Annotated in this window: 15 protein-coding genes, 1 tRNA gene and 1 riboswitch; of the genes, 8 read left to right on the forward strand and 8 right to left on the reverse strand. The window is 73.3% G+C overall.

The annotated features are described in order from the left end of the window. Nucleotides 1–83: 83 nt before the first annotated feature. Entirely contained in the window at nucleotides 84–728 is a 645-nt protein-coding gene (locus tag ACIGA3_RS18670) for an SCO4225 family membrane protein (RefSeq protein ID WP_399716607.1), read from the reverse strand. Between the two features lie 166 nt (nucleotides 729–894). On the opposite strand from ACIGA3_RS18670, the gene ACIGA3_RS18675 reads away from it, so the two are divergent. From ACIGA3_RS18675 to ACIGA3_RS18690, 4 genes are all read left to right on the forward strand, one after another. Then, on the forward strand, nucleotides 895–2,028 hold the full coding sequence (locus ACIGA3_RS18675; RefSeq protein ID WP_399716610.1) for a dihydrofolate reductase family protein: 1,134 nt from the start codon (nucleotides 895–897) through the stop codon (nucleotides 2,026–2,028). A 65-nt stretch (nucleotides 2,029–2,093) separates the two neighbouring features. Then, nucleotides 2,094–2,167, forward strand: a tRNA-Met gene (locus ACIGA3_RS18680). A gap of 260 nt (nucleotides 2,168–2,427) precedes the next feature. Continuing rightward, nucleotides 2,428–2,596, forward strand: a riboswitch (cyclic di-AMP (ydaO/yuaA leader). 7 nt (nucleotides 2,597–2,603) lie between these two features. After that, nucleotides 2,604–3,641, forward strand: coding sequence for a M23 family metallopeptidase (locus ACIGA3_RS18685; RefSeq protein ID WP_399716613.1), 1,038 nt, complete (start codon nucleotides 2,604–2,606; stop codon nucleotides 3,639–3,641). A 77-nt stretch (nucleotides 3,642–3,718) separates the two neighbouring features. Beyond that, nucleotides 3,719–4,666, forward strand: a complete 948-nt coding sequence (locus tag ACIGA3_RS18690; RefSeq protein WP_399716616.1) for an aldo/keto reductase — start codon at nucleotides 3,719–3,721, stop codon at nucleotides 4,664–4,666. Between the two features lie 89 nt (nucleotides 4,667–4,755). Here ACIGA3_RS18690 and ACIGA3_RS18695 read toward each other — a convergent pair whose 3' ends face one another. From ACIGA3_RS18695 to ACIGA3_RS18710, 4 genes are all read right to left on the reverse strand, one after another. Continuing rightward, nucleotides 4,756–6,042, reverse strand: a complete 1,287-nt coding sequence (locus tag ACIGA3_RS18695; protein WP_399716619.1) for a PrsW family intramembrane metalloprotease — start codon at nucleotides 6,040–6,042, stop codon at nucleotides 4,756–4,758. A 57-nt stretch (nucleotides 6,043–6,099) separates the two neighbouring features. After that, nucleotides 6,100–6,933 carry a tRNA (guanosine(46)-N7)-methyltransferase TrmB gene (gene trmB, locus ACIGA3_RS18700; protein WP_399716622.1) on the reverse strand — a complete coding sequence of 278 codons (834 nt, stop codon included), beginning with the start codon at nucleotides 6,931–6,933 and terminating at the stop codon, nucleotides 6,100–6,102. 74 nt (nucleotides 6,934–7,007) lie between these two features. Continuing rightward, nucleotides 7,008–8,225, reverse strand: coding sequence for an L-2-hydroxyglutarate oxidase (gene lhgO / locus ACIGA3_RS18705; RefSeq protein ID WP_399716691.1), 1,218 nt, complete (start codon nucleotides 8,223–8,225; stop codon nucleotides 7,008–7,010). A 70-nt stretch (nucleotides 8,226–8,295) separates the two neighbouring features. Beyond that, nucleotides 8,296–9,720, reverse strand: a complete 1,425-nt coding sequence (locus tag ACIGA3_RS18710) for an MFS transporter (protein ID WP_399716623.1) — start codon at nucleotides 9,718–9,720, stop codon at nucleotides 8,296–8,298. A 757-nt stretch (nucleotides 9,721–10,477) separates the two neighbouring features. Between ACIGA3_RS18710 and ACIGA3_RS18715 the strand changes: the two genes are divergently transcribed. After that, nucleotides 10,478–12,565: an asparagine synthase-related protein gene (locus tag ACIGA3_RS18715; protein WP_399716626.1), complete on the forward strand. Its 2,088-nt coding sequence runs from the start codon at nucleotides 10,478–10,480 to the stop codon at nucleotides 12,563–12,565. On the opposite strand, the gene ACIGA3_RS18720 is transcribed toward ACIGA3_RS18715, so the two are convergent. Continuing rightward, entirely contained in the window at nucleotides 12,562–14,529 is a 1,968-nt protein-coding gene (locus ACIGA3_RS18720; protein ID WP_399716629.1) for a sigma-70 family RNA polymerase sigma factor, read from the reverse strand. The two genes, ACIGA3_RS18715 and ACIGA3_RS18720, sit on opposite strands and share 4 nt — an antisense overlap. A gap of 187 nt (nucleotides 14,530–14,716) precedes the next feature. Continuing rightward, nucleotides 14,717–15,442 (reverse strand): TetR/AcrR family transcriptional regulator, encoded by a 726-nt coding sequence (locus ACIGA3_RS18725; protein ID WP_399716632.1) that lies wholly within the window; start codon nucleotides 15,440–15,442, stop codon nucleotides 14,717–14,719. A 310-nt stretch (nucleotides 15,443–15,752) separates the two neighbouring features. On the opposite strand from ACIGA3_RS18725, the gene ACIGA3_RS18730 reads away from it, so the two are divergent. Together ACIGA3_RS18730 and ACIGA3_RS18735 are read left to right on the forward strand one after the other, a co-directional pair. Then, nucleotides 15,753–17,132 (forward strand): NAD(P)/FAD-dependent oxidoreductase, encoded by a 1,380-nt coding sequence (locus tag ACIGA3_RS18730; protein ID WP_399716634.1) that lies wholly within the window; start codon nucleotides 15,753–15,755, stop codon nucleotides 17,130–17,132. Nucleotides 17,133–17,262: 130 nt separating this feature from the next. Then, a complete protein-coding gene (locus tag ACIGA3_RS18735) occupies nucleotides 17,263–18,891 on the forward strand; it encodes a SpoIIE family protein phosphatase (protein WP_399716636.1) in 1,629 nt (542 codons plus the stop codon). Between the two features lie 88 nt (nucleotides 18,892–18,979). On the opposite strand, the gene ACIGA3_RS18740 is transcribed toward ACIGA3_RS18735, so the two are convergent. Then, nucleotides 18,980–20,242: an MFS transporter gene (locus ACIGA3_RS18740; RefSeq protein ID WP_399716693.1), complete on the reverse strand. Its 1,263-nt coding sequence runs from the start codon at nucleotides 20,240–20,242 to the stop codon at nucleotides 18,980–18,982. A 135-nt stretch (nucleotides 20,243–20,377) separates the two neighbouring features. Here ACIGA3_RS18740 and ACIGA3_RS18745 point away from each other — a divergent pair, with 135 nt between their 5' ends. Further along, entirely contained in the window at nucleotides 20,378–20,926 is a 549-nt protein-coding gene (locus tag ACIGA3_RS18745) for a MarR family winged helix-turn-helix transcriptional regulator (RefSeq protein ID WP_399716639.1), read from the forward strand. Nucleotides 20,927–21,300: the final 374 nt, after the last annotated feature.

Consider the following 21,300-nt stretch of genomic DNA (forward strand, 5'->3'; position numbering starts at 1 on the left):
GGAACAGGCACCGTATCTGATGCGGGCATGCCATCCGGTGCCCTATACAGCGTTTTTTCTGAGGCGATACCCCGCCGTGGGTTTCAGCCCCGCACGGAGCGGGCGAGCCGACCGAGCAGCACGGCGTTGAAGAGGCCGGCCAGGACGGTGCCGACGGTGAAGACCAGTGAGCTCAGCCAGGTGGAGGAGGCGTCCTCCAGGGGCGCGGACGCCATGAGGGCGACGATGCTGAGCGGTGCCGTGGTGATGAGCGGCCAGATGCCGGCGAAACCGGGGTCCGGCGACACGTACACGGCATACAGGAAGGACCCCACCGCCGCCGCGACCACGGCGAGGTATCCACGCGAGAGCCAGTTGTCCACCGCGGGTACCAGCAGGGCCCGCACCCGATTCGCAGAGGGCGCCTCCCCGGTTCTCGCCGCGGATCTCGTGGCGAGGGCGCCGAGCACGGCTGCGTTCCCGAGGGCACCCAGCAGGAGCCAGCAGATCGAGAAGCCGGTGGCCAGCACCTCCACCGCCACGCTGCCTTCGGTGCCCGGTCCGAAGGGAAAGGCCATGGCCAGCAGGGACAGGGGAGCCGTGAGCACCAGGGGGCTCATGGCGAGCGCGCTCTCCGGGAAGACCAGCATGGCCAGGACGGAGGCGGCGAGAACCACGAGATAGCTCCGCGCGAGCCAGTTGCCGGTGGCGAGCGACAGGAGACGGCGTGGGCGGATGGCGTGCGGCATGGGGCTTCCTTCGGGTCGGTCCGGTTCGGTGAGCTCCACAGTGGCCCGAGGGGCGCGCCCGGGGATGAGTAGCCGTACTCATCCCCGGCCTGGGGAGCGTGCGCACCGGTACCGAGTACAAAGGGGTGCACGCCCGTAGAGCCAAGAGTCCGGAGAGAGCGCGTCGATGCCCTACCCCCATGTCCTGCTGTCCGCCGCCGTCTCCCTCGACGGGTACCTGGACGACACCGGGCCCGAGCGGCTGCTGCTGTCCAGCCCCGCCGACTTCGACCGGGTGGACGAGGTGCGGGCGTCGGTGGACGCGATCCTCGTGGGGGCCGGGACGATCCGGGCCGACAACCCCCGGCTCCTGGTCAACTCGGCCGAGCGACGGGCCGGACGGGTGGCGGAGGGGCGGGCCGAGTACCCGCTGAAGGTGACCGTGACCGGCTCCGGTGATCTCGACCCGAGTGCCAATTTCTGGCACTTCGGCGGGGAGAAGCTCGTCTACACGACCGACGCGGGGGCGAAGCGGGCCGCGGGCCTCCTCGGGGACACCGCCGACGTGGTCCCGCTCGGCACCGGCCTCGACTGGCGGGCGCTGCTGGCGCATCTGCACGACGTGCGCGGAGTGCGGCGGCTGATGGTCGAGGGCGGCGGCACCGTGCACACCCAGCTCCTCCAGCAGGGCCTCGCCGACGAACTCCAACTGGTCCTCGCCCCGCTCTTCGTCGGCGACCCGGCCGCCCCCCGCCTCTTCGGCCCCGGCGCCTACCAGGGCGGCCGGCTGCGGCTGACCGGCAGTCGCCGGATCGAGGACGTCGTCCTGATGCGGTACGAGCCCACCGCCCCCGGCACCGGTCCGCTGGACACCGCCGCCGACCGGCACTGGCTGCGCACCGCCTGTGAGCTGGCAGCGCTCTGCCCGCCCTCGGACACGGCCTTCAGCGTGGGCGCGGTCATCGTCGCGGCGGACGGCACCGAGCTGGCGCGCGGACACTCCCGCGAGGACGGCGACCCGGTGGTCCACGCCGAGGAGGCCGCGCTCGCCAAGCTGGACCCGGCCGACCCGCGCCTGCCCGGCGCCACCGTCTACAGCAGCCTGGAGCCCTGCGCCCACCGCGCCTCCCGGCCCGTCCCCTGCGCCGGGCTGATCCTGGCGGCCGGGGTGCGCCGGGTGGTCACCGCCTGGCGTGAGCCGGACACCTTCGTCACCGCGGCCGACGGCGCCGGAGTGCTCGGCGCCGGGGGCGTGGAGGTGGTGACGGTGCCCGAGTACGCCGCTCTCGCACAGCTGCCGAACGCTCACCTTCCGCACTGAGGCCCACGTCACGGCAGCGTGTGTGCGTCGGACCCCGCGGATGACGTATGCTTGAGACACAACGACGCGGGGTGGAGCAGCTCGGTAGCTCGCTGGGCTCATAACCCAGAGGTCGCAGGTTCAAATCCTGTCCCCGCTACTGAAACTCAGGGCCGGAATCCAGTAAAACGGATTCCGGCCCTGAGTGTTTTCCGGGGCGGATGGCGTTTTTGAGTCACCAGCAAAACTCCTGTGACTCCTGAAGCGTGGTCAACTCGCCCTGTTCACGCCGTTCCTGACCGGTACGCACCCCTCCAGAACGTCAAACGATCAAGCCGAACGGGCTTGGAATCCAGTGCGCGTGTCTATTAACGTTCGATAACGCAGCGCGGTCGTTACAGCCGTCAGCAGAGACGGCGCCGTGCGCACACGCCGAATCCCGCGAGGGAACCGGGGACCCACCAACTTGGGGTGAATCGCGCCCGATCCGCCGTGCACCGCTCTCGGAGCACGCCGGGTTTACGCGCGTAGGAGACCTTCCTGCTCCGAACCCGTCAGCTAACCCGGTAGGCGGAGGAGGAGAGGAGTGCGCCCGCGTGGCGTCCAACCGGCCTGCCCCACAAGCCCCGTTCGCGCCGGACGCGAGTGAACCCTTCGCCTACGGCGCCCCCCGTGCCGAAGACGGCGCGTGGGAGGAGTGGAACCCCACCGAGGAGTCCGTTTCCCTCGGTCCTGCCGTACGCGGCCGCCACCGGGTGGCCAAGCAGCGCGGCGGCGGACTCGCCCGCAGCTCCACCGTCCTCGGCGTCGGCGTCATCGCCGCCGTCGGCGCGGGCGGCATGGCCAGCGCCAACACCGGCAAGCCGCCCGTGTCCATCGCCCTGCCCGACCTGCCCTCCGTGGACTCCCTGATCGACGGGCACCACACGGACGCGCCCGCCGCCTCCCTCACCGGCGTCGCCACCGCCACGGCCACCGCCGCCAGTGACGACTCCGCCTCCGACGCGGGCGAGGCGCTGCGCAGCCGGATCATGGCCCAGGCCGAGCGGCAGCAGAGCAAGGCCGACAGCCGCGCCACCGCCGCCGCCGTCGCCAAGGCCGACCAGCAGGCCGCCGACGCCGCCGCCAAGGCCGCGAAGGAAGCCGCCACGAAGGCCGCCGAGGCCAAGGAGAAGGCGGAGGCCGACGCCGAGCAGAAGGCCGAGGCGGCCCGCCTGGCCACGCTGGCCAAGCAGTACACGCTGCCGACCTCCTCGTACACGATCACCTCGACCTTCGGGCAGGCCGGGGCGCTGTGGTCCTCCGGGTACCACACCGGTCTCGACTTCGCCGCGCCCACCGGCACGCTGATCAAGGCGATCCACAGCGGCACGATCACCGAGGCCGGCTGGGCCGGGGCGTACGGCTACCGCACGATCCTCACCCTCGACGACGGCACCGAGCTCTGGTTCTGCCACCAGTCCTCGATCAACGTCAGCACCGGTCAGAAGGTCTCCACCGGCGAGGTCATCGGCCGCGTCGGCGCCACCGGCAACGTCACCGGCGCGCACCTCCACCTGGAGGTCCACCCCGGCGGCCAGCCCACCGGCATCGACCCCGGCGCCTGGCTGCGCGGCAAGGGCCTCACCCCCTGAGGTACCCGGCCGGAGTTTGACCGGGTCCTTGCCCGGAACCGGAATGGGCGGGACCCGAGTGATCGTTGAGAAGAGACATGACTGCTTCTCTGCGCAAACTCGGCTCCTCCTCCCTCGAGGTCTTCCCGCTCGCCCTCGGCGGCAACGTCTTCGGCTGGACCGCCGACCGGGACACGTCCTTCGCCGTCCTCGACGCCTACCTCGCCGCGGGCGGCAACTTCATCGACACCGCCGACGCCTACTCGGCCTGGGTCGAGGGCAACAAGGGCGGCGAGTCCGAGACGCTCATCGGTGAGTGGATGCGGGCGCGCGGTGCCCGCGACCGGGTCGTCATCGCCACCAAGGTCAGCCAGCACCCCGACTACAAGGGCCTGGGCGCCGCCAACATCAAGGCCGCCGCCGACGCCTCCCTGCGCCGCCTGGGCACCGACCACATCGACCTCTACTACACCCACTTCGACCAGCCCGAGGTGCCGGTCGAGGAGATCATCGGCGCGCTGGACGAGCTGGTGCGGGCGGGCAAGGTCCGCTACATCGGCGCCTCCAACATCAGCGCCGAGCGGCTGAAGGAGTCCCTGGACTTCTCCGACCGTGCGGGCCTGGCCCGCTATGTCGCCCTCCAGCCCCACTACAACCTGGTCTCCCGCGACACCTACGAGGGCCCGCTCCAGGACGTCGCCGCCCGCGAGGGCCTGTCGGCCGTCCCGTACTTCGCGCTCGCCTCCGGCTTCCTCACCGGCAAGTACCGGCCCGGTACGACGGTCGACAGCGCCCGCGCCGGCTCGGCCGCCAAGCACCTCGACTCCGAGCGCGGCCAGAAGGTCCTGGCGGCGCTGGACGAGGTCGCCGCCGCCCACGACACCGCCGTCGCCACCGTCGCCCTCGCCTGGCTCGCCGCCCAGCCCACGGTCGCCGCCCCCATCGCCTCGGCCCGCACGGTCGACCAGCTCCCGGCCCTCGTGGACGTGGCCGAGCTGACGCTGACTCAGGCGGAGCTGGACCGGTTGACGGAGGCGTCGGCCTGAGGCTGGACGGGGTGCGCCCCTCGGGTGGGCACTCGCCGCCGGGATGCCTTACCGGCCCCCGCCCCTGAAGCGCTACCGTCCCCGACTCCCTACGTGCGGTACGGGTTGTAGCCCGCGTACGGCGGGGCCGGGTGGCCGTACCGCTGCCAGTACGGGACCGGGGACGGCGGCGGGGCCGTGACGCGGGCCGCGTACTCCAGGGCCGGGCGGGAGGAGTGCCGGCGCTGCCACAGCGCGGCCAGCAGTTCGCGTTCCCGTGCGGCGAACTCGGTGCCGACGCGGCCGGCGCGGGCGCGGTGGCGCAGGAGGGCCAGTTCGGTGGCGTCGCTCTCGTAGCGGACCACGGCGCGCGCGGCCGGGCGTCCGCCGAAGCAGCGGCGGGCGTGGTCGCGGGCCAGGCGGCGGGCGCGCAGCGAGCCGAGGGCGAAGGGTTCGGCGGGGCCGAGCCACCCGGCGTAGACGTAGACGGGCAGTTCCTCGCGGGCCACGCGCAGTTCGCGCTGCCGGGACCGGATCAGCAGCCAGGCCAGCAGGCCGAAGGCGGGGGCCATGAAACCGCCGTAGACGACGAGGAAGCCGAACTGGCCGAAGGCGGCCGAGCCGTTCCACAGGGCGTGCATGCCCATGGCGAGGAGCAGCCCGCCCACCGGGAAGAGCACCCGCAGCACCGGCCGCCGGCGTCGGCCGGGCAGCGCGGCCAGGCCGAAGCCGATGCCGGTGAGCACGGTGAACAGGGGATGCGCGAACGGCGACATCACCCCGCGTACGAAGAACGTCGCGGCCGTCACGGAGACGATGCCCGAGGTGCCGATGGACTGGTCGGTGCCGAAGGCGTTGCCCAGATAGAGGATGTTCTCGGTGAACGCGAACCCGGTCGCGGTCACCCCGGCTATCGCGGCGCCGCCGACCAGCCCGGTGAAGTCCCGTCTGCGGAACACGAACACCAGCAGTACGGCGGCCGCCTTCGCGGACTCCTCCACCACCGGCGCTATCACCGTCGCGGCGAGCGTGTCGGCGCCCGACGGGTCCGCGGTGGCGGTGGCGATCCAGTGGGTGGCGAAGCTGTTGGCGACGATGGCGATCAGCGCCGCCGCGCAGGCGCCCCACGCGAACGCGAACACCAGGTTCCGCCAGGGCCCGGGCCGTACCCGGTCCAGCCAGCGGAACGCGGCTACCAGCCAGGGCACCGGCACCACGGCCAGCCCCAGCCCGACGAGGAAGCCCTCCGTACCGGTCTGCCGGCGCACCAGCGCCAGGATCACCAGCCCGGACAGCGCCAGCAGCGCGATCAGCGCCCCGTGACGCACCCACTCCCGCCGCCACCAGGGCGGCCGGGGGCCGTCGGTGTGGGGCGGGTACGCGGAACTGATGGCCACAGCATCGACCCTAACGGTGACCGGGCCGGACGGCCTCGGGCTTTACGGCCCGCGGAGCTACGGGTTCGCGTGCGGTACGCGGCGGAACAGCAGGTCGTTCACCACATGCCCCTTGTCCAGCCCCTGGCCCTCGAACCGGGTCAGCGGCCGGAACCCGGGGCGCGGTGCGAAGCCGCCGTCCGCGCGGGTGTTCTCGAAGTCCGGATGCGCGTCGAGCACCTCCAGCATCTGCTCGGCGTACGGCTCCCAGTCCGTCGCGCAGTGCACGATCGCGCCGGGCGCCAGCCGGGTCGCAGCCAGGCTCAGGAACTCGGGCTGGATCAGCCGCCGCTTGTGGTGCCGCTTCTTCGGCCAGGGGTCGGGGAAGTAGACGCGGAGCCCGTCGAGGGAGTCGGGGGTGAGCATCTCCCGCAGCAGGATGATCGCGTCGCCGTTGCCGACGCGGACGTTGGACAGGCCGCCCTGCTCGGCGAGGTTCAGCAGATTGCCCTGGCCGGGGGTGTGCACGTCGACGGCGAGGATGTTGGTGTCCGGGGCGGCCGCCGCCATCTGCGCGGTGGCCTCGCCCATGCCGAAGCCGATCTCCAGCACGACCGGGTTCGCGTTGCCGAACAGCTCCGCGAGGTCGATGACCCGCTGCCCGTCGATGTCCAGCCCCCACTGGGCCCACAGCCGGGCCAGCGCGTCGGCCTGACCGGTGGTGACCCGGCTGCGCCGGGGCTGGAAGCTGCGGATGCGCCGCTCGAAGTGCGATCCGGCCGGGTCGGGCCGAGGACCGTCCGGGAACCGGGGCTCGCCCTTGCTCCGGGAGGTCCGGGCGGACGGTCCGGGCGCCGAGGTAGGCGGCGCGGCTTCGGCGGTGGCTTCGGGGGTGTTCACGGAGTCAGACACAGTGGCTCCGATTTTAGGCGCTCCGAGGAGCGGGCCCCTGTCGGCGGCGGGGGTGCGGTCGGTCACGGGGCCCCTCACAGCGCCCCCAGCATGTCCAGCGTGCGGCGGCTCACCTCCCGGCCGATCGGGAGGGACGCCGTGGCCGCCGGGGACGGCGCGTTCAGCACGTGCACCGCGCGCGGGCCCTCGCGGATGAGGAAGTCGTCGACCAGCGTCCCGTCCCGCGTCACCGCCTGCGCCCGCACCCCGGCCGGCGCCCGCACCAGGTCCCGCTCCTCCACACCGGGCACCAGACGGCGCACCGCGTCCAGGAACGCCGCCTTGGACACCGACCGGCGCAGCTCGCCCGCGCCGTACCGCCAGTGCCTGCGGGCCAGGGCCCACGCGCCGGGCCAGCTCGCCGTGCCCGCCAGCTCGCGCGGGCGGACCACGCCCCAGCCGTACCCCTCGCGGGCCAGCGCCGGGACCGCGTTGGGGCCGACGTGCACGCCCCCGTCGAGGCCCTTGGTCAGATGGACGCCGAGGAAGGGGAACGCCGGGTCGGGCACCGGATAGACCAGGCCGCGCACCAGCTCCGGCCGGGCCAGCTCGTAGTACTCACCCCGGAACGGCACGATCCGCACGCCCGGCTCGTCGCCGGTGAGGAGGGCCAGCTCGTCGCAGTACAGCCCCGCGCAGTTCACCAGGACGCGGGCGCGGACCACCTGGCCGGCCGAGGTCAGCACCGCCACGCCCCGCTCGGGGCGCCTTTCCACCCGGACGACCCGCGAGCCGTACCGGATCTCGGCGCCGGAGGCGCGGGCCAGCTGGCGGGCGACGGCCGTGAAGTCGCAGACGCCGGTCGTGCCGACGTGGATCGCGGCCAGGCCGCGCACCTCCGGCTCGTACTCGGCGATCTGGGCGCCGCCCAGCTCGCGGACCGGGATGCCGTTCTCCCGGCCGCGCTGCACCAGGGCGTGCAGCCGGGGCAGCTCGGCGCGGTCGGTGGCGACGATCAGCTTGCCGGTGACGGAGTGGTCGATGCCGTACTCCGCGCAGAACTTGATCATCTCGGCGGCCCCGCGCACCGCGTACCGGGCCTTGAGCGAGCCCGGCCGGTAGTAGATGCCGCTGTGGACCACTCCGCTGTTGCGGCCCGTCTGGTGGCGGGCCGGGCCGGGCTCCTTCTCCAGCACGGTGACCCGCGTGCCGGGCGCGGCGCGCGTGAGGGCGTACGCCGTCGACAGCCCGACGATGCCGCCACCGACCACCAGCACATCGCAGTCGTACGCGTCCGCCCGCACCTGCACCACCTCCCGACCTCGATAGTGCACTGCGCCACTGACAACGCCTTCAAACCGCGCGGCAGCAGCCTCGTGCCTTCTAGGCCGGAGCCATCAGCAGCGGGCGGGCCCGCTCGCGCAGCTCCACCACCCGGGGCTCGTCCCCATAGGGCTCCAGCCGGTGCAGGAGGTCCTTGACGTACTCGGTGGTGCGCGCGGAGGAGATGCGGCCGGCCACCTCGACCGCCCGTACGCCCTGCTCGCAGGCCGCGTCCAGGTTGCCCGACTCCAGCTCGGCCACCGCCGAGACCACCAGGCGCAGCCCGTGCGAGCGCACGAACTCCTCGGTCGGCTGGGACAGCGCCTGCTCGGTGAAGCGGCGCACCTGGCGGGGTGCCTTGAGATCGCGGTAGCACTCGGCGGCGTCGGCGGCGAAGCGGTCGTAGCCGTAGAAGCCGAGCCAGGAGGGGTCGCTGTCGCCCTCCCTGGACCGCTCCAGCCAGCCCTCGGACGACTTCAGGGCGGCGCCGGCCGCGTGCGCGTCACCCGCGCGCGCGTGCGCCCTCGCCTCGACCAGCCGGAAGAAGCTCATCGTGCGCGCGGTGGCTAGCCCCCGGTTCCGCTCCAGGGCGGCCTGCGCCAGGTCCACGCCCTCGTCGCCGAAGCCCCGGTAGGTCGCCTGGAGGGACATCGAGGCGAGCACATAGCCGCCGAGCGGGACGTCGGCCGCCGCGCGGGCCAGCCGGAGCGCCTGGATGTAGTACCGCTGGGCCGCCTCCTGCTGGCCGGTGTCGAAGGCCATCCAGCCCGCCAGCCGGGTCAGTTCGGCGCCCGCGCCGAAGAGGGCGCGGCCCACTTCGTCGGAGTAGGAGCCGAGCAGCAGCGGGGCCGCCTCCACCCGCAGGCACTCCGGCACCATGGACGAACGCCAGTCACCGCCCCCGTACTTGGAGTCCCAGCGCCGGGCGTCCTCGGCGGCCTCCCGGAGCTTGCGCACATCGCTGTGGCCGACTTTGATCGGTGCGGCGGCGCCCTCGGCGGAGTTCGCCTCCCGCTCGACCGAACTGTCGGCGGGGGTTATCAGCCATCGGGAAGCGGGCGTCGCGTAGGCGCTCACGGCGAACGACCCGGCCAGCGACTGCCAGATCCCGCCGGACCCGGCACGGCGTCCGGCCAGGTCGAGGCGGTACAGGTCGGTCGCCGAGCGCACCGCCTGCCCCACGTCCCTGGGGAAGGCGAGACCCACCTCGGGCGCGGGGTCGGCGTCGGCGAGGCCGATCTCGTGCAGCGGCACCGGCCGGCCGAGCTTCTGCCCGATCGCGGCCGCGATCAGATGCGGCGCCGCACCCTGCGGCACCATCCCCTTCGACACCCAGCGCGCGACCGAGGTCTTGTCGTACCGAAGCGTCAGACCTCGCTGCGCGCCCAGGTCGTTGACACGGCGCGCGAGGCCCGCGTTGCTGATTCCCGCGAGGGCGAGAACGGTGCCGAGTTTCTCGTTCGGCCCGCGTTGCTCCCTGGACATGCGCCACCCCTCGACACAGACGGCTGCCCCGCTGGCATAACCACGCGGCATTCGTAAACACAGCGTAGTTCGCCGCATCCCAAGCGTTAAGGGGCATTGTTCCGGATGGCGTGATTGCGGTCCGTACGGGAGTACGGCCCTGTACGCACCGTGCACGGAACGTCGCGGCGTGCCCCCGCGCGTGTGGCCGTGCGCCTGTCCGTGCGCTCTTCTCCGGCCACCGGGGGAGCGGTTCCATGGCTCTGCGTGGGTCGGCCCGCTGTACTTGCGTCCAGTGGGCTGGGGGACGCCGCCACCTACATCCCCGCGGGTGGCGGACCGGTCCGGGAGGCGACGTCCGCCTCCCGGGCCGTGCGCGCTCGCCGGACCGCCGTGCGCTCCGCAGGGCCTGTACGGAGCGTGCTCAAATCCCGTGCCCGGTCGCCAATTTGGCCGAAAACAGCCGTCGTTCTGCTTCCATCATTCCCGTTCCCACCATGGCACTTGAGGGCGCGAAGGGCGTTCCGGGGGAGTGAAGCGGGGCGCATTCGCATCGCTCCCGCTTCCCGGCCTTTCTTCATCCTCCGCGGGCGGCGCGGGAGTTCATCCTGCCCGCCGCGCCCTGCCGTATCCCGGCGGCGCGTCGGGTCCCACCGTGTTTCCTGCTGATTTCCCTCGATCGAAGGCGGCGCCACCACCCTTCCCCGGCGCGTTCTTCATGGCAGCATGGGTCCGGTTCGTGCGGTGCACTGGTGGTCCACAGCCTGTGGAGGCGTCGATGCGGTGGTTGGTGGGGTGGAGCAGCACCGCCGCGCGCGCCCTCGGCGCCGACTCCGCGGGCGCCACCGGGTACGAGGGCGAGACCCTGCGCCCCGTCGGCTCCCACCTCCTGTGGGGCGACCCCGACCCGCTGTGGGCCGTGGGCGACTGGCGCCCCGACGAGGTCCGCGTGGTCCACGCCGACGCGCAGAGCCGCATCGCCGTCCTCGGCATCTGCGGCGCCTCCGACGAGGAGCTGCGGCGCGGACTGTTCACCGCGCGCGGCGGCGCCCTGCGCCATCTCACCGCCTGGCCGGGCAGCTACACCGCCGTCGTCCAGGCCGGCCGTCGCATCACGGTCTGCGGCGACCTCGCGGGCGCCCGCCCGGTCTTCCACGCCCCCTGGGACGGCGGCACCGCCTTCGCCACCGCCGCCCTCCCGCTCGCCGACCTCACCGAGGCCAACCTCGACTTCGGCCACCTCGCCGCCCTCCTCGCCGCCCCCGAGGTACCGGCCGCCCTGCGCGACACCACCCCCTACGAGGGCGTGCGCCGCGTCGCGCCGGGCCACGCGCTCGTGCTGCGCGCCGGAGCGCGCGAGATCGTCGGCTACGAGCCGGTCGCCTCCCTCGCCGTGGCCGCACCCCCCGCCGACCCCGACCGCGCGGTGGACGCCGTACGGGACGCCCTGGTGGAAGCCGTACGGGTCCGGCTCGCCGCACCCCGGCACGTCCCCGGACTCGACCCCGGCCCGGTGCCCGGCATGGGGCCGGCCGAACGCCGGGCGGCACGCGGCATGCCGGTGCCCGGCATCGGCGCCGACCTCTCCGGCGGCCCCGCCTCCGGCACCCTGGCCCTGCTCGCCGCCGGGCTGCCCGGCAGACCCGGCACCCTCCTCGGACACGGCACCGGCGCGGGCGAGCGGCTGCTCGCCGTCACCTTCAACGACCTGGCCGTCGGCGGCCGCGAGGCAGAGGTGGAACGCGCGGGCGCCCTCGCGGCCAACCCCCGCCTGCACCACGTGGTGGTCACCGGCGCCGAGGACACGCTCCCGTACGCCGACCTCGAAGGCCCCCTCACCGACGAGCCCGGCCCCTCCCTGGTCACCGCCGCCCGGCACCGCGCCCGGCTCGCGGCGGGCAGCGCCGACCACTTCACCGGCCATGGCGCCCGCCAGGTGCTGGACGCTCACCCGGCCCGCCTGGCCGATCTGCTGCTGGACCGTCAGCGGCGCCACCTGGTCCGCCCGGTCGCCGCCCTCACCCGCGCCGACGGCTCGGTCCTGGTCCCCGCCCGCGTGTACGGCGCCGCCCGGCGGCTGTCCCGTACCCCGTACCGCACCGGGCTCGAGGCGCTGGCCGAGCGGCTGATGCGGCGGCGGTTCGACGAGCCCAAGGGGCCGGTCGGCGCCTCGCTCGCCGCGCTGACCTGGGCGAGACCCGGACCGGCCGCCCGGTGGCTCACGGGGGAGGCACTGGCCGAAGTATCGGTTCTGCTCCAGACCGGGGCCGACCGGGCCGCCGGCGGGCCCGGACAGAGACCCGGCGAGTTCCGCGCCCGTACCGTCCTCGCCCGGCACGCGGCCGACCTCCGCGTCCTCGAACAGGCCGCCGAGGTCCGCTCCCAGCGGCTGCACGCCCCCTTCCTCGACAACCAGGTCGTCCGCGCCTGCCGCGACCTCCCCGAGGCCCTGCGCGTCAAACCCGGCGCCCGCTCCGCCGTACTGCGCACGGTGCTGGAGGGCGCCGGGGTCACCGACCTGCCGCCCGGCTGGGGCACCCCCTCCCACGCGTCCTCGGCCGCCGCCGCCCGGGCGGGCCTGCGCCTGGCCGCCGACTCCCTGGTCGACCTCTTCGGCACCCCGCTGCTCGCGGACGCCGGTCTGGTCGAGGCCCGCGTGGTCCGCAAGGCCCTCCGGGAAGCCGCCTCCGGCGAACCCCTCCCGCTGGACGGCCTCGCCGAACTCGTCTCCCTGGAAATCTGGCTGGGCCGCCTCCTGGCCCGCCGGGGCACCTGCTGGACCGGCACCCCGGGCCGCGCCCGCGCCGTCCCGTCGGGCATCGCCCCGCAGCGGGGGGCCCTGCGGGCCGGTGCGCGGCCGAGTTAGCCGCAGGAGAAGCGGGACTTGGCCCAGTCCGCCAGGGCCGACTGGTCGAAGGACGTACCCCGGGGCTCCACCACCAGGCGCACCGTCTTCCGCCCGGCCAGGTTCACATGGACCGGTACCGCCGGGTCGCCGCCCGAGACCGTGCCGGACTGCCAGAGCCGGACGCCGTCCGCGTACACCGCGAAGGCGACCTTGCCGAGGCCCAGCGTCATGTCGTCCACGCCGACCACCGCGTCGTAGGCCGTGCACTCGCGGTTGAGGTCGACGGTCACGGAGGAGTCGCCGCGCACCGTGACACCGGGGGAGTAGCGCTCACCGCCGATCGACATGCCGTACCGCTGCCACACCCAGCTGCTCTCGCCGAGCCGCACCTCGGGCTCGCTGCCGTCGCCGGTGAGGTCGTAGCTCAGCTCGCTCATCTCGTAGACCTTCGGAGCGGGCGGGGGCGGGGGCGGAGGGGTCGGTGCCGGAGGAGGGGTCGGCTTCGGCTTCGGGGGTGTGGGGGTGGGCGTCGGGGTCGGGGTCGGGGTCGGTTTGGGCTTGGGGGTCGGCTTCGGAGTCGGCTTGGGCTTGGGCGTCGGCTTCGGGGTGGGCTTGGGCTCCGGTGCCGGCTTCTCCGCCACCGGGACGGCGGGTGCGGGGGCGGACGGAGCGGGCGGCTTCGGCGCGGGCTCCTGCTTCTTGGCCGGCGGGGGCGCGGGCGGCGGGGTCTGCTGGATCACCGGCGCGGACGGCGACGGCTCGGCGATCTCCTTGGCCGGCCGGCTGTCGTTCACCAGTGCCAGGGCCACGACAGCGGCGGCCACCGCGACCACACCGGTGGCGATCCCCGCCTTCACCGGCGCGCCCAGCCCCTCCGAGGCCGCGCCGCCGCCCGCCGCCCCACCGGTGGACCCGGTCGCGGCGGCCGCGGCACCCGCGGCGCCCACGCCCGCGCCACCGGCGATGACACCGAGCGCCTTGGCGTACCCGGCGGCGCCGAACCAGCCGATGACCGCGATCGGGACGACGGCCGGAATACCCCCGGCCACCTCCTCGATCTGCGCGGCCGCCAGACGGCACTTGGCGCACTCCTCCAGATGCTTGCGCAGCCCGCGTTCCGCCCGGACGCGCAGCTTGCGACGCGCGTAGCCCCCGAGCTGGTCGGCGTAGCGCGCGCACTCCTCGTCGTTCACCAGGGTCGCGCTGACGTGCGCCTGGAGGTACGCCTGCTTCAGTCCCTCGCGGGCCCGGCTGGCCAGGACACGGGTGCCGTTGGCGTCCAGACCGAACAGCACGGCCACCTCGCTGGGCGACTCGTCCTCCACCTCGGTGTGCCAGAGCACCGCCTGCCAGCGCTCGGGCAGCGAGCGGAACGCCTGCATGGCCAGGGTCTGTTCGGCCTCGTGCATCGCGCGTACGTCAGCACCCAGATCGGCGCCGAAGGCACCCAGGGGCCCGGTGTCGTCGGCCACCTCGGCGGCTCTGGACGCCTGTTGGGCGAACACCGCGAAGTCGTCGACGAGGTGCTCGCGCTTGGCGGACTGTGTCCAGTGCGCGGCGACCCGGCGTACCGAGGTCAGCAGATAGGCGCGCACCGCGTACTCGGGACCCGAACCGCCGCGCACCGCCTGGAGCATGCGCGCGAACACCTCGGCCGTCAGGTCGTCGGCGGTGTGCCCGTCCCGGCAGCAGGTACGCGCGTAGCGCCGCACCGCGTCCGCGTGCCGCCGGTACAGCTCCTCGTACGCCGAGTCGTCCCCGGCGCGCATCCGCTCGATCAGCTCGCCGTCCGCCGGGGGCGCGTCCGGCGGGGGCGGCAGCGCACTGCCCTCGCGCTGGGCCGGGAAGCTCGCCCCGGCCCGCTCGATCCCGCCCGAGGCGGCCCGGCCGCCCTGGTTCGGCACCTGCGGAGAGGTCAGTCCCCCCGCCTCCGCGTCACCGCCATTGTCGGCGCGCGCGCCGTCCCACCCGTCAACGCCCATCGCGTAAAGCCCCCGACACCGGCACAGCCCAATCCTTTACGGGCTCAGCGTGCCATACCCGCTTTCGCCGCCGGTCCACTCGTCCGACCCGTCACTCATCCGAGCGGAAGTTTCACCATCCGCCCGCAACAGATCCGAACAAGCGGGCCCCGTACCGGCGTTCAGCGTGCCGAGGGCCGGGCGCGCGCTATGCGGGCCGGGACCGCAGCCCCTCCAGCAAAATGTCCAGCAGCCGGGCGGAGGCGGCCGCCTGCTGCGCCGCGTCCGGCAGCGCGGGCGCCGCCGTGGCGATCACCAGCAGTACGTCCGACACCGATACGTCGGCCCGCAGCTCACCGGCCGCACGGGCCCGCTCCACCAGCTGACCGACCACGTCCAGCAGCGCCGCCGTACCCGGCTCGCCGCCCGCGCGGTCCCCGTCGACCAGCCGCAGCTCCCCGGCACCCGCCTGGGAGCGCTGCTGCGGCACCCGCGCCTCCTCGGCGACGGGTGCGGGGCCCTCTTCCGCGACCCCCACCCGCAGCACCTGCGGCGGCAGCAGCCGGCCCGCGCCGGACGCCACCGAGGTGCGCAGGAAGCGGGAGAGCGCCGACCACGGCTCGTCCTCCTGCCCGAGCGCGGCCCGCGCCTGCTCGGTCAGCCGCGCGGTCTCCTCCTCGGCGATCCGCCGCACCAGCACGTCCTTGCTGGGAAAACGCCGGTACACCGTGCCGACCCCGACCCGCGCCCGCCGCGCCACGTCCTCCATCGGCGCGCCGTACCCCAGCTCGCCGAACACCTCGCGCGCTGCCCTCAGCACGTGCTCCAGATTGCGCTGCGCGTCCACCCGCAGCGGCGCCGAACGCCCGCCGCCGGTCCGTCCACCGGCCGACGCGAGGGCCGCCGCTGACCAGTGCGTGTCCTGAACATGCATGTGTTCCCCCGGTAATGACGTCTCCCCCCGGAGACTCTCCCCGCCACTGATTCCGAAAGCGCGCGGAAAACTGGCGCCGGTCCTGAGCGGGCCCGCACCCGGCGACCCCCTCGACGACCCTCCCGCACCCCGTCGACACACGAACATAGTTGAGTGGGAGTCAATTCAGAAGGGGTAGGTTCCGCACAGTGCGCCCCTCGATCGGAGTACGAGCCATTTATGTCCGGATTCCGTACCCCCGCACATCCGGCCTCCGGTCACACAAATTGCCAAGGCTGTGGACAAACAACAGCGCCGGGTGCGTCATGGGATGGTGAAGGAACGCGCGCGCATTCTGGTCGTCGGCGGTGGCTACGTCGGCATGTACACCGCCCTGCGTCTCCAGCGGAAACTGAAACGGCAGCTCAGACGGGGTGACGTCGAGATCACCGTGGTCAGCCCCGACCCCTATATGACCTACCAGCCGTTCCTCCCCGAGGCGGCCGCCGGCTCGATCTCCCCGCGCCATGTCGTCGTACCCCTGCGCCGCGTCCTGCCCGAGTGCCGCGTCGTCATCGGCGAGGTCACCGCCGTGGACCACGCCGTACGCACCGCCGCCGTCACCACCCTCGCCACCGAACAGCACGGCCGCGCCGCCGAACTCATCGGCTACGACGAACTCGTCCTCGCCCCCGGCTCCGTCTCCCGCACCCTGCCCGTCCCCGGCCTCGCCGAGCACGCCATCGGCTTCAAGACCGTCGAGGAGGCCATCGGACTGCGCAACCACGTCATCGAGCAGATGGACATCGCCTCCTCCACCCGTGACCCCGCGCTGCGCGACGCCGCCCTCACCTTCGTCTTCGTCGGCGGCGGCTACGCCGGGGTCGAGGCCCTCGGCGAACTCGAGGACATGGCCCGCTACGCCGCCCGCTACTACCACAACCTCAGCCCCGAGGACATGAAGTGGGTCCTGGTGGAGGCCACCGACCGCGTGCTGCCCGAGGTCGGCCCCGAGCTGGGCCGCCACACCGTCACCCAGCTGCGCCGCCGCAACATCCAGGTGCTGCTGAACACCCGCCTGGAATCCTGCGCCGACCGCGTCGCCGTCCTCAGCGACGGCCGCCGCTTCCCCACCCGCACCGTCGTCTGGACCGCCGGCGTCAAACCCCATCCGGTGCTCGCCGCCACCGACCTGCCCCTCGACGCGCGGGGACGGCTCCGCTGCACCGCCCAGCTCGCCGTCGAGGGCACCGAGCACGCCTGGGCCGCGGGCGACGCCGCCGCCGTACCCGACGTCACCGCCACCGGGCCCGGCGCCACCACCGCGCCCAACGCCCAGCACGCGCTGCGCCAGGCCAGGGTCCTCGGCGACAACATCGTGCACACCCTGCGCGGCGAACCCCTGCGCACCTACACCCACCGGCAGCTCGGCTCCGTCGCCTCCCTCGGCCTGCACAAGGGCGTCGCCCAGGTGTACGGGCGCGGGCTCAAGGGCCGCCCCGCCTGGCTCCTGCACCGCGCCTACCACCTCAGCCGCGTGCCCACCTTCAACCGCAAGGCCCGCGTGCTCGCCGAATGGACCCTCGCCGGACTCTTCAAACGGGAGATCGTCTCCCTCGGCTCACTCGAACACCCACGGGCCGAGTTCGAACTGGCGGCCGGTGGAAAACCCCCACGTCGGCCCCCGGACCCCCCGAAGGGGTCGTCCTGACCGGAGCCGGGAACTCCCCGGCCCGTACGGGCGTCTGACGGATGTCGCCGCGGACGGCCACCTGCCAGACTGCTCCACATCCTCGGACGGGCAACAGCCCGCCCTCAGCACACACGAGGCTTTCCCCACTGTGAACTTCACGCGCTGGAGCGCCCGGCTCCCCGGAACGCAGCGCCGCGCCGCAGCGCGGACCGAGCAGACGGTCCCCCCGGACCGGCGGAGCGAGACCCCGGTGCCCGCCGCCCGCGCCGGACACCCCGCCTCCGCCGTCGACGAACTGCCCACGCGCGAGGTCCTCGACCGCGTCCCGGCACTCGTCGCCCTGGTCCACGGCCCCGACCACCGCCTCGCCCACGTCAACGACGCCTACGCCGCCGCCTTCGGCCCCCGCCCGCCCGGCACCCCGGCCCGCGACACCCTCCCCGAACTCGCCGAGCTGGGCCTCCTCCCCCTCCTCGACCAGGTGCTGCGCAGCGGCAGACCCCGCACCCTGAAGTCCCGCAAGGCCGTCGACGGCCGCTCGTACACGTTCACCTGCACCCCGGTCACCGGACACGGCGACCGCGACGCGGGCGTACTCGTCTTCGCCACCGACGTCACCGACCACGCCGAGGCCGCCGAACGTCTGCGCGCCAGCGAGCGCACCCAGCGCGAGACCGCCGTCACCCTCCAGCGCTCCCTGCTCCCGCAGGACCTCGAAGAGCCGGACGACCTGCGCGTGGCCGCCACCTACCAGCCCGGCGGCACCGAGGCCGCGGTCGGTGGCGACTGGTACGACGTGATCACCCTCGGCGGCGGCCGTACCGCCCTCGTCATCGGCGACGTTATGGGCCGGGGCGTGCGCGCCGCCGCCGTCATGGGCCAGCTCCGCACCGCCGTCCGCGCCTACGCCCGCCTCGACCTCCCCCCGCACGAGGTCCTCCAGCTCCTCGACGGCCTCGCCGTGGAGATCGACGCCAACCAGATCGCCACCTGCGTCTACGCCGTCCACGACCCGAACGAGGGCCGGCTCGTCTATGCCTCCGCCGGACACCTGCCGATCCTTGTCCGCGACGAGAGCGGCGAGGTCCTGCGCGCCGACGAACCGACCGGCCCCCCGCTGGGCACCGGCGGCTGGGTGCACTCCTCCGGCTCCGTCCCCCTCGGCCCCGGCGCCACGGCCGTCCTCTATACGGACGGCCTGGTCGAACGGCGCGACCAGGACCTGGACGAGGGCATCGCCGCCCTGGCCCGCGCCCTCTCCGGCGCCACCGGCACCCCTCAGGTCGTCTGCGACCGCCTGGTCCGTTCGGCCGGCGTCACCGCCGACCACGACGACGACGTGGCCGTCCTGGTCCTCCAGCACCCCGCCCGCACCGGCCCCGCCGCCGACCTCTTCCGCAACGCGGCCCTGGACCTCCTCGGCGGCGTCGAGGCCGCGCCGCGCGCCCGCGCCTTCGCCTCCGGCGTGCTCACCAGCTGGCGCTTCCCCACCGAACTGCACGACCTCGGCGTCCTGGCCACCAGCGAGCTGGTCGCCAACTCCCTCCAGCACGGCACCCCGCCCATGCGACTGAGGCTGCGCCGCACCGACCGCCGCCTGACCATCGAGGTCACCGACGGCGACGACCACCTCCCGCGCCGCCGCCGCGCCGACCCGGCCGACGAGTCCGGGCGCGGCATCGACATCGTCGCCACCATCGCCTCCAACTGGGGCTCCCGCCGCACACCGGGCGGCGGCAAGGCGGTCTGGTGCGAGTTCCTGCTCCCGAAGCGCTAGCTCTGTATCCAGCTCTGTATAGGGGGCGGACATGACGAAGGGCCGGAAGCACTGATGTGCTCCCGGCCCTTGTGTCAGGTGCTTACCTCTACGCGCTGACCGACTCCACCGGCGTACCGCCCCGCGCCACGACCCGGCTCTTCGCCGCCGCGGCCCACGGGTGGTCCTGGGCGGGCGTCAGCCTCCGGCCCAGCCGCAGCGCCAGCACGCTGATCGCCACCGAGAACAGCAGGAACGTCACGATGTACGGCCCGTGCAGCGACGCCCCGAGCGGCCCGCCGATGGCCGGCCCGACCGCCAGCGCCAACTGCTTGACCAGCGCGAAAGCGGAGTTGTACTGCCCGGCCATGCCCTCCGGCGCCAGATCGGCGACCAGCGGGGCCACGGTCGGCGACAGCATCGCCTCACCCAGCCCGAACAGGGCGTACGTCGACACGAACGCGGCCGTGGCCATCTCCCGGCTGCCATGCCCGAGCCCGGCGTACCCGGCCGCGAGCCAGGCGACGGTCCAGATCAGACCGACCACCGCGATCACCCGCGAGCGGCGCCGCCGCTCGACCAGCTTCAGCACGGCGAACTGCGCCACGACGATCATCATCGTGTTGGCGGCGAGCGCGGTGCCCAGCGTGGACGTGGATATCCCGGCGGCCTCCACGCCGTACGCGCTCAGGCCCGACTCGAACTGTCCGTAGCAGGCGAAGAACAGCACGAAGCCCAGCAGGCACAGCTGCACCATCGCCCGGTTCCCCGTCAGCTGCCGCCAGCCGCCCTTGCCCGCGCCGGAGGGCAGGTCGGTGATGCGCGGGGCACGCGGCATCCGCACCGTCGCCATCAGCACGGCGAGCAGCAGGAAGATCGTGGCCTCGATGGTGAACAGCACGGTGAAGGAGGAGGCCCGGCTCGCGTCGACCAGGTGGCCGCCTATGAGACCGCCGACGCCCAGCCCCAGGTTCTGCAGGAAGAACTGCATGGCGAACGCCCGCGACCGGGTCGCGGTGGTCGAGCAGTCCACGATCATCGTCGCCAGCGCGGGCTGCATGACGGCCTGGCCGGCACCGAGCGCGGCGGCGGTCACCAGCACGGACACCGCGCTGCCCGCCAGCCCCAGGCCCAGGGCGCCGAGCGCGGACAGGACCAGGGCAGCGAGCAGGACGGGCAACGGACCGCGCCGGACGATCGCCCGCCCGGCGAACGGCAGCGCGATGAGCGCCGCCACGGCGAAGACGGCGAGCACGAGTCCCGCCGTCATGGCCCCCAGCCCTCGCACCTGCGCCACATAGACGTACAGATACGGGACCGTGAAGCCGAGCCCGAACGCGCTGAGCGCGTTGCCCACGTGGATGCGGGGCATCGCCGCCCCCATCGCCCTGGTCACGTTCACCTCTTCCACAAGTTAGGAGTGAAGACTTCAAAGCTAAAGTTTGAAGCTAAAGACTACATGTCGAAGGACTTCAAGGCAAAGACTCCCCGTGCCATACTCCTTGCCATGGCCGACAACGCCGGCGTGCCGGAGCCGACACTCGAAGAACAGATCGCCGCCTACCAGCGCGAGTTCCAGGACCTCGACCCCCAGGTCGAGGAGATCGTGTCGGCGCTGTCCCGGCTGAACCGCCGGATGAACGTGGCCTACGGCCGCCAGACCGCCGAGCTGGGCATCAGCAACGCCGAGTGGGAGGTGCTGAAGGCCCTGGTGCTCTCCGGCGCCCCGTACCGGATGGGCCCCGGCGAATTGGCCAAGGGGCTCGGGCTCACCCCGGCCGCCATGACCCACCGGATCGACCGCATGGTCACCGAGGGCCTGGTCACCCGCGAGCGCGACGAGTCCAACCGCGTCCGTGTCATCGTGGAGCTGACTCCCGACGGGCGCGAGAAGTGGCTCGAGGCGATGCGTATGGCCACCGTCTTCGAGGAGGACCTGCTCCAGGACCTCACCTTCGGGGAGCGTTCCGTACTGGGAGAGGTGCTCACCAGGCTCCTCCGCCGCGTGGAGCACGCCCAGCCCGACGCCGAGGGCCGGCTCTCCGACCTGGACTGATGGGGCGCAGAAAAAAATCTTGACAGGGGGGCTTGACCCGCCCCTGGCGAGTCCGTAAAGTTCTTCGGGTTGCACAGAGCCGTAACGGTTCTCCGCAACACCTCGCCGCCTGGAGCGGCACCTCAAACCAACCAGTACGACCATCCCTTGGGATTGCTTTCGGCACGTCCGAATTCAATTCGAATGGGAACCAGCAGCCCGATTAGGAACTGCCGGGGTTGATCGGCTAGAGTTTGAGACGTCGGAACGGCCCAGCGGGCCGGGAAGACAACCCCCTCTGACTGGGAATCAGACGCCGAAAGGATCTGATAGAGTCGGAACCGCCGGAAAGGGAAACACGGAAGCGGAAACGCTGAAGTGAAGACCTGGAAAGC

It is taken from the genome of Streptomyces sp. NPDC085596 (genome assembly GCF_044541565.1).
Taxonomy (GTDB): Bacteria; Actinomycetota; Actinomycetes; order Streptomycetales; family Streptomycetaceae; genus Streptomyces.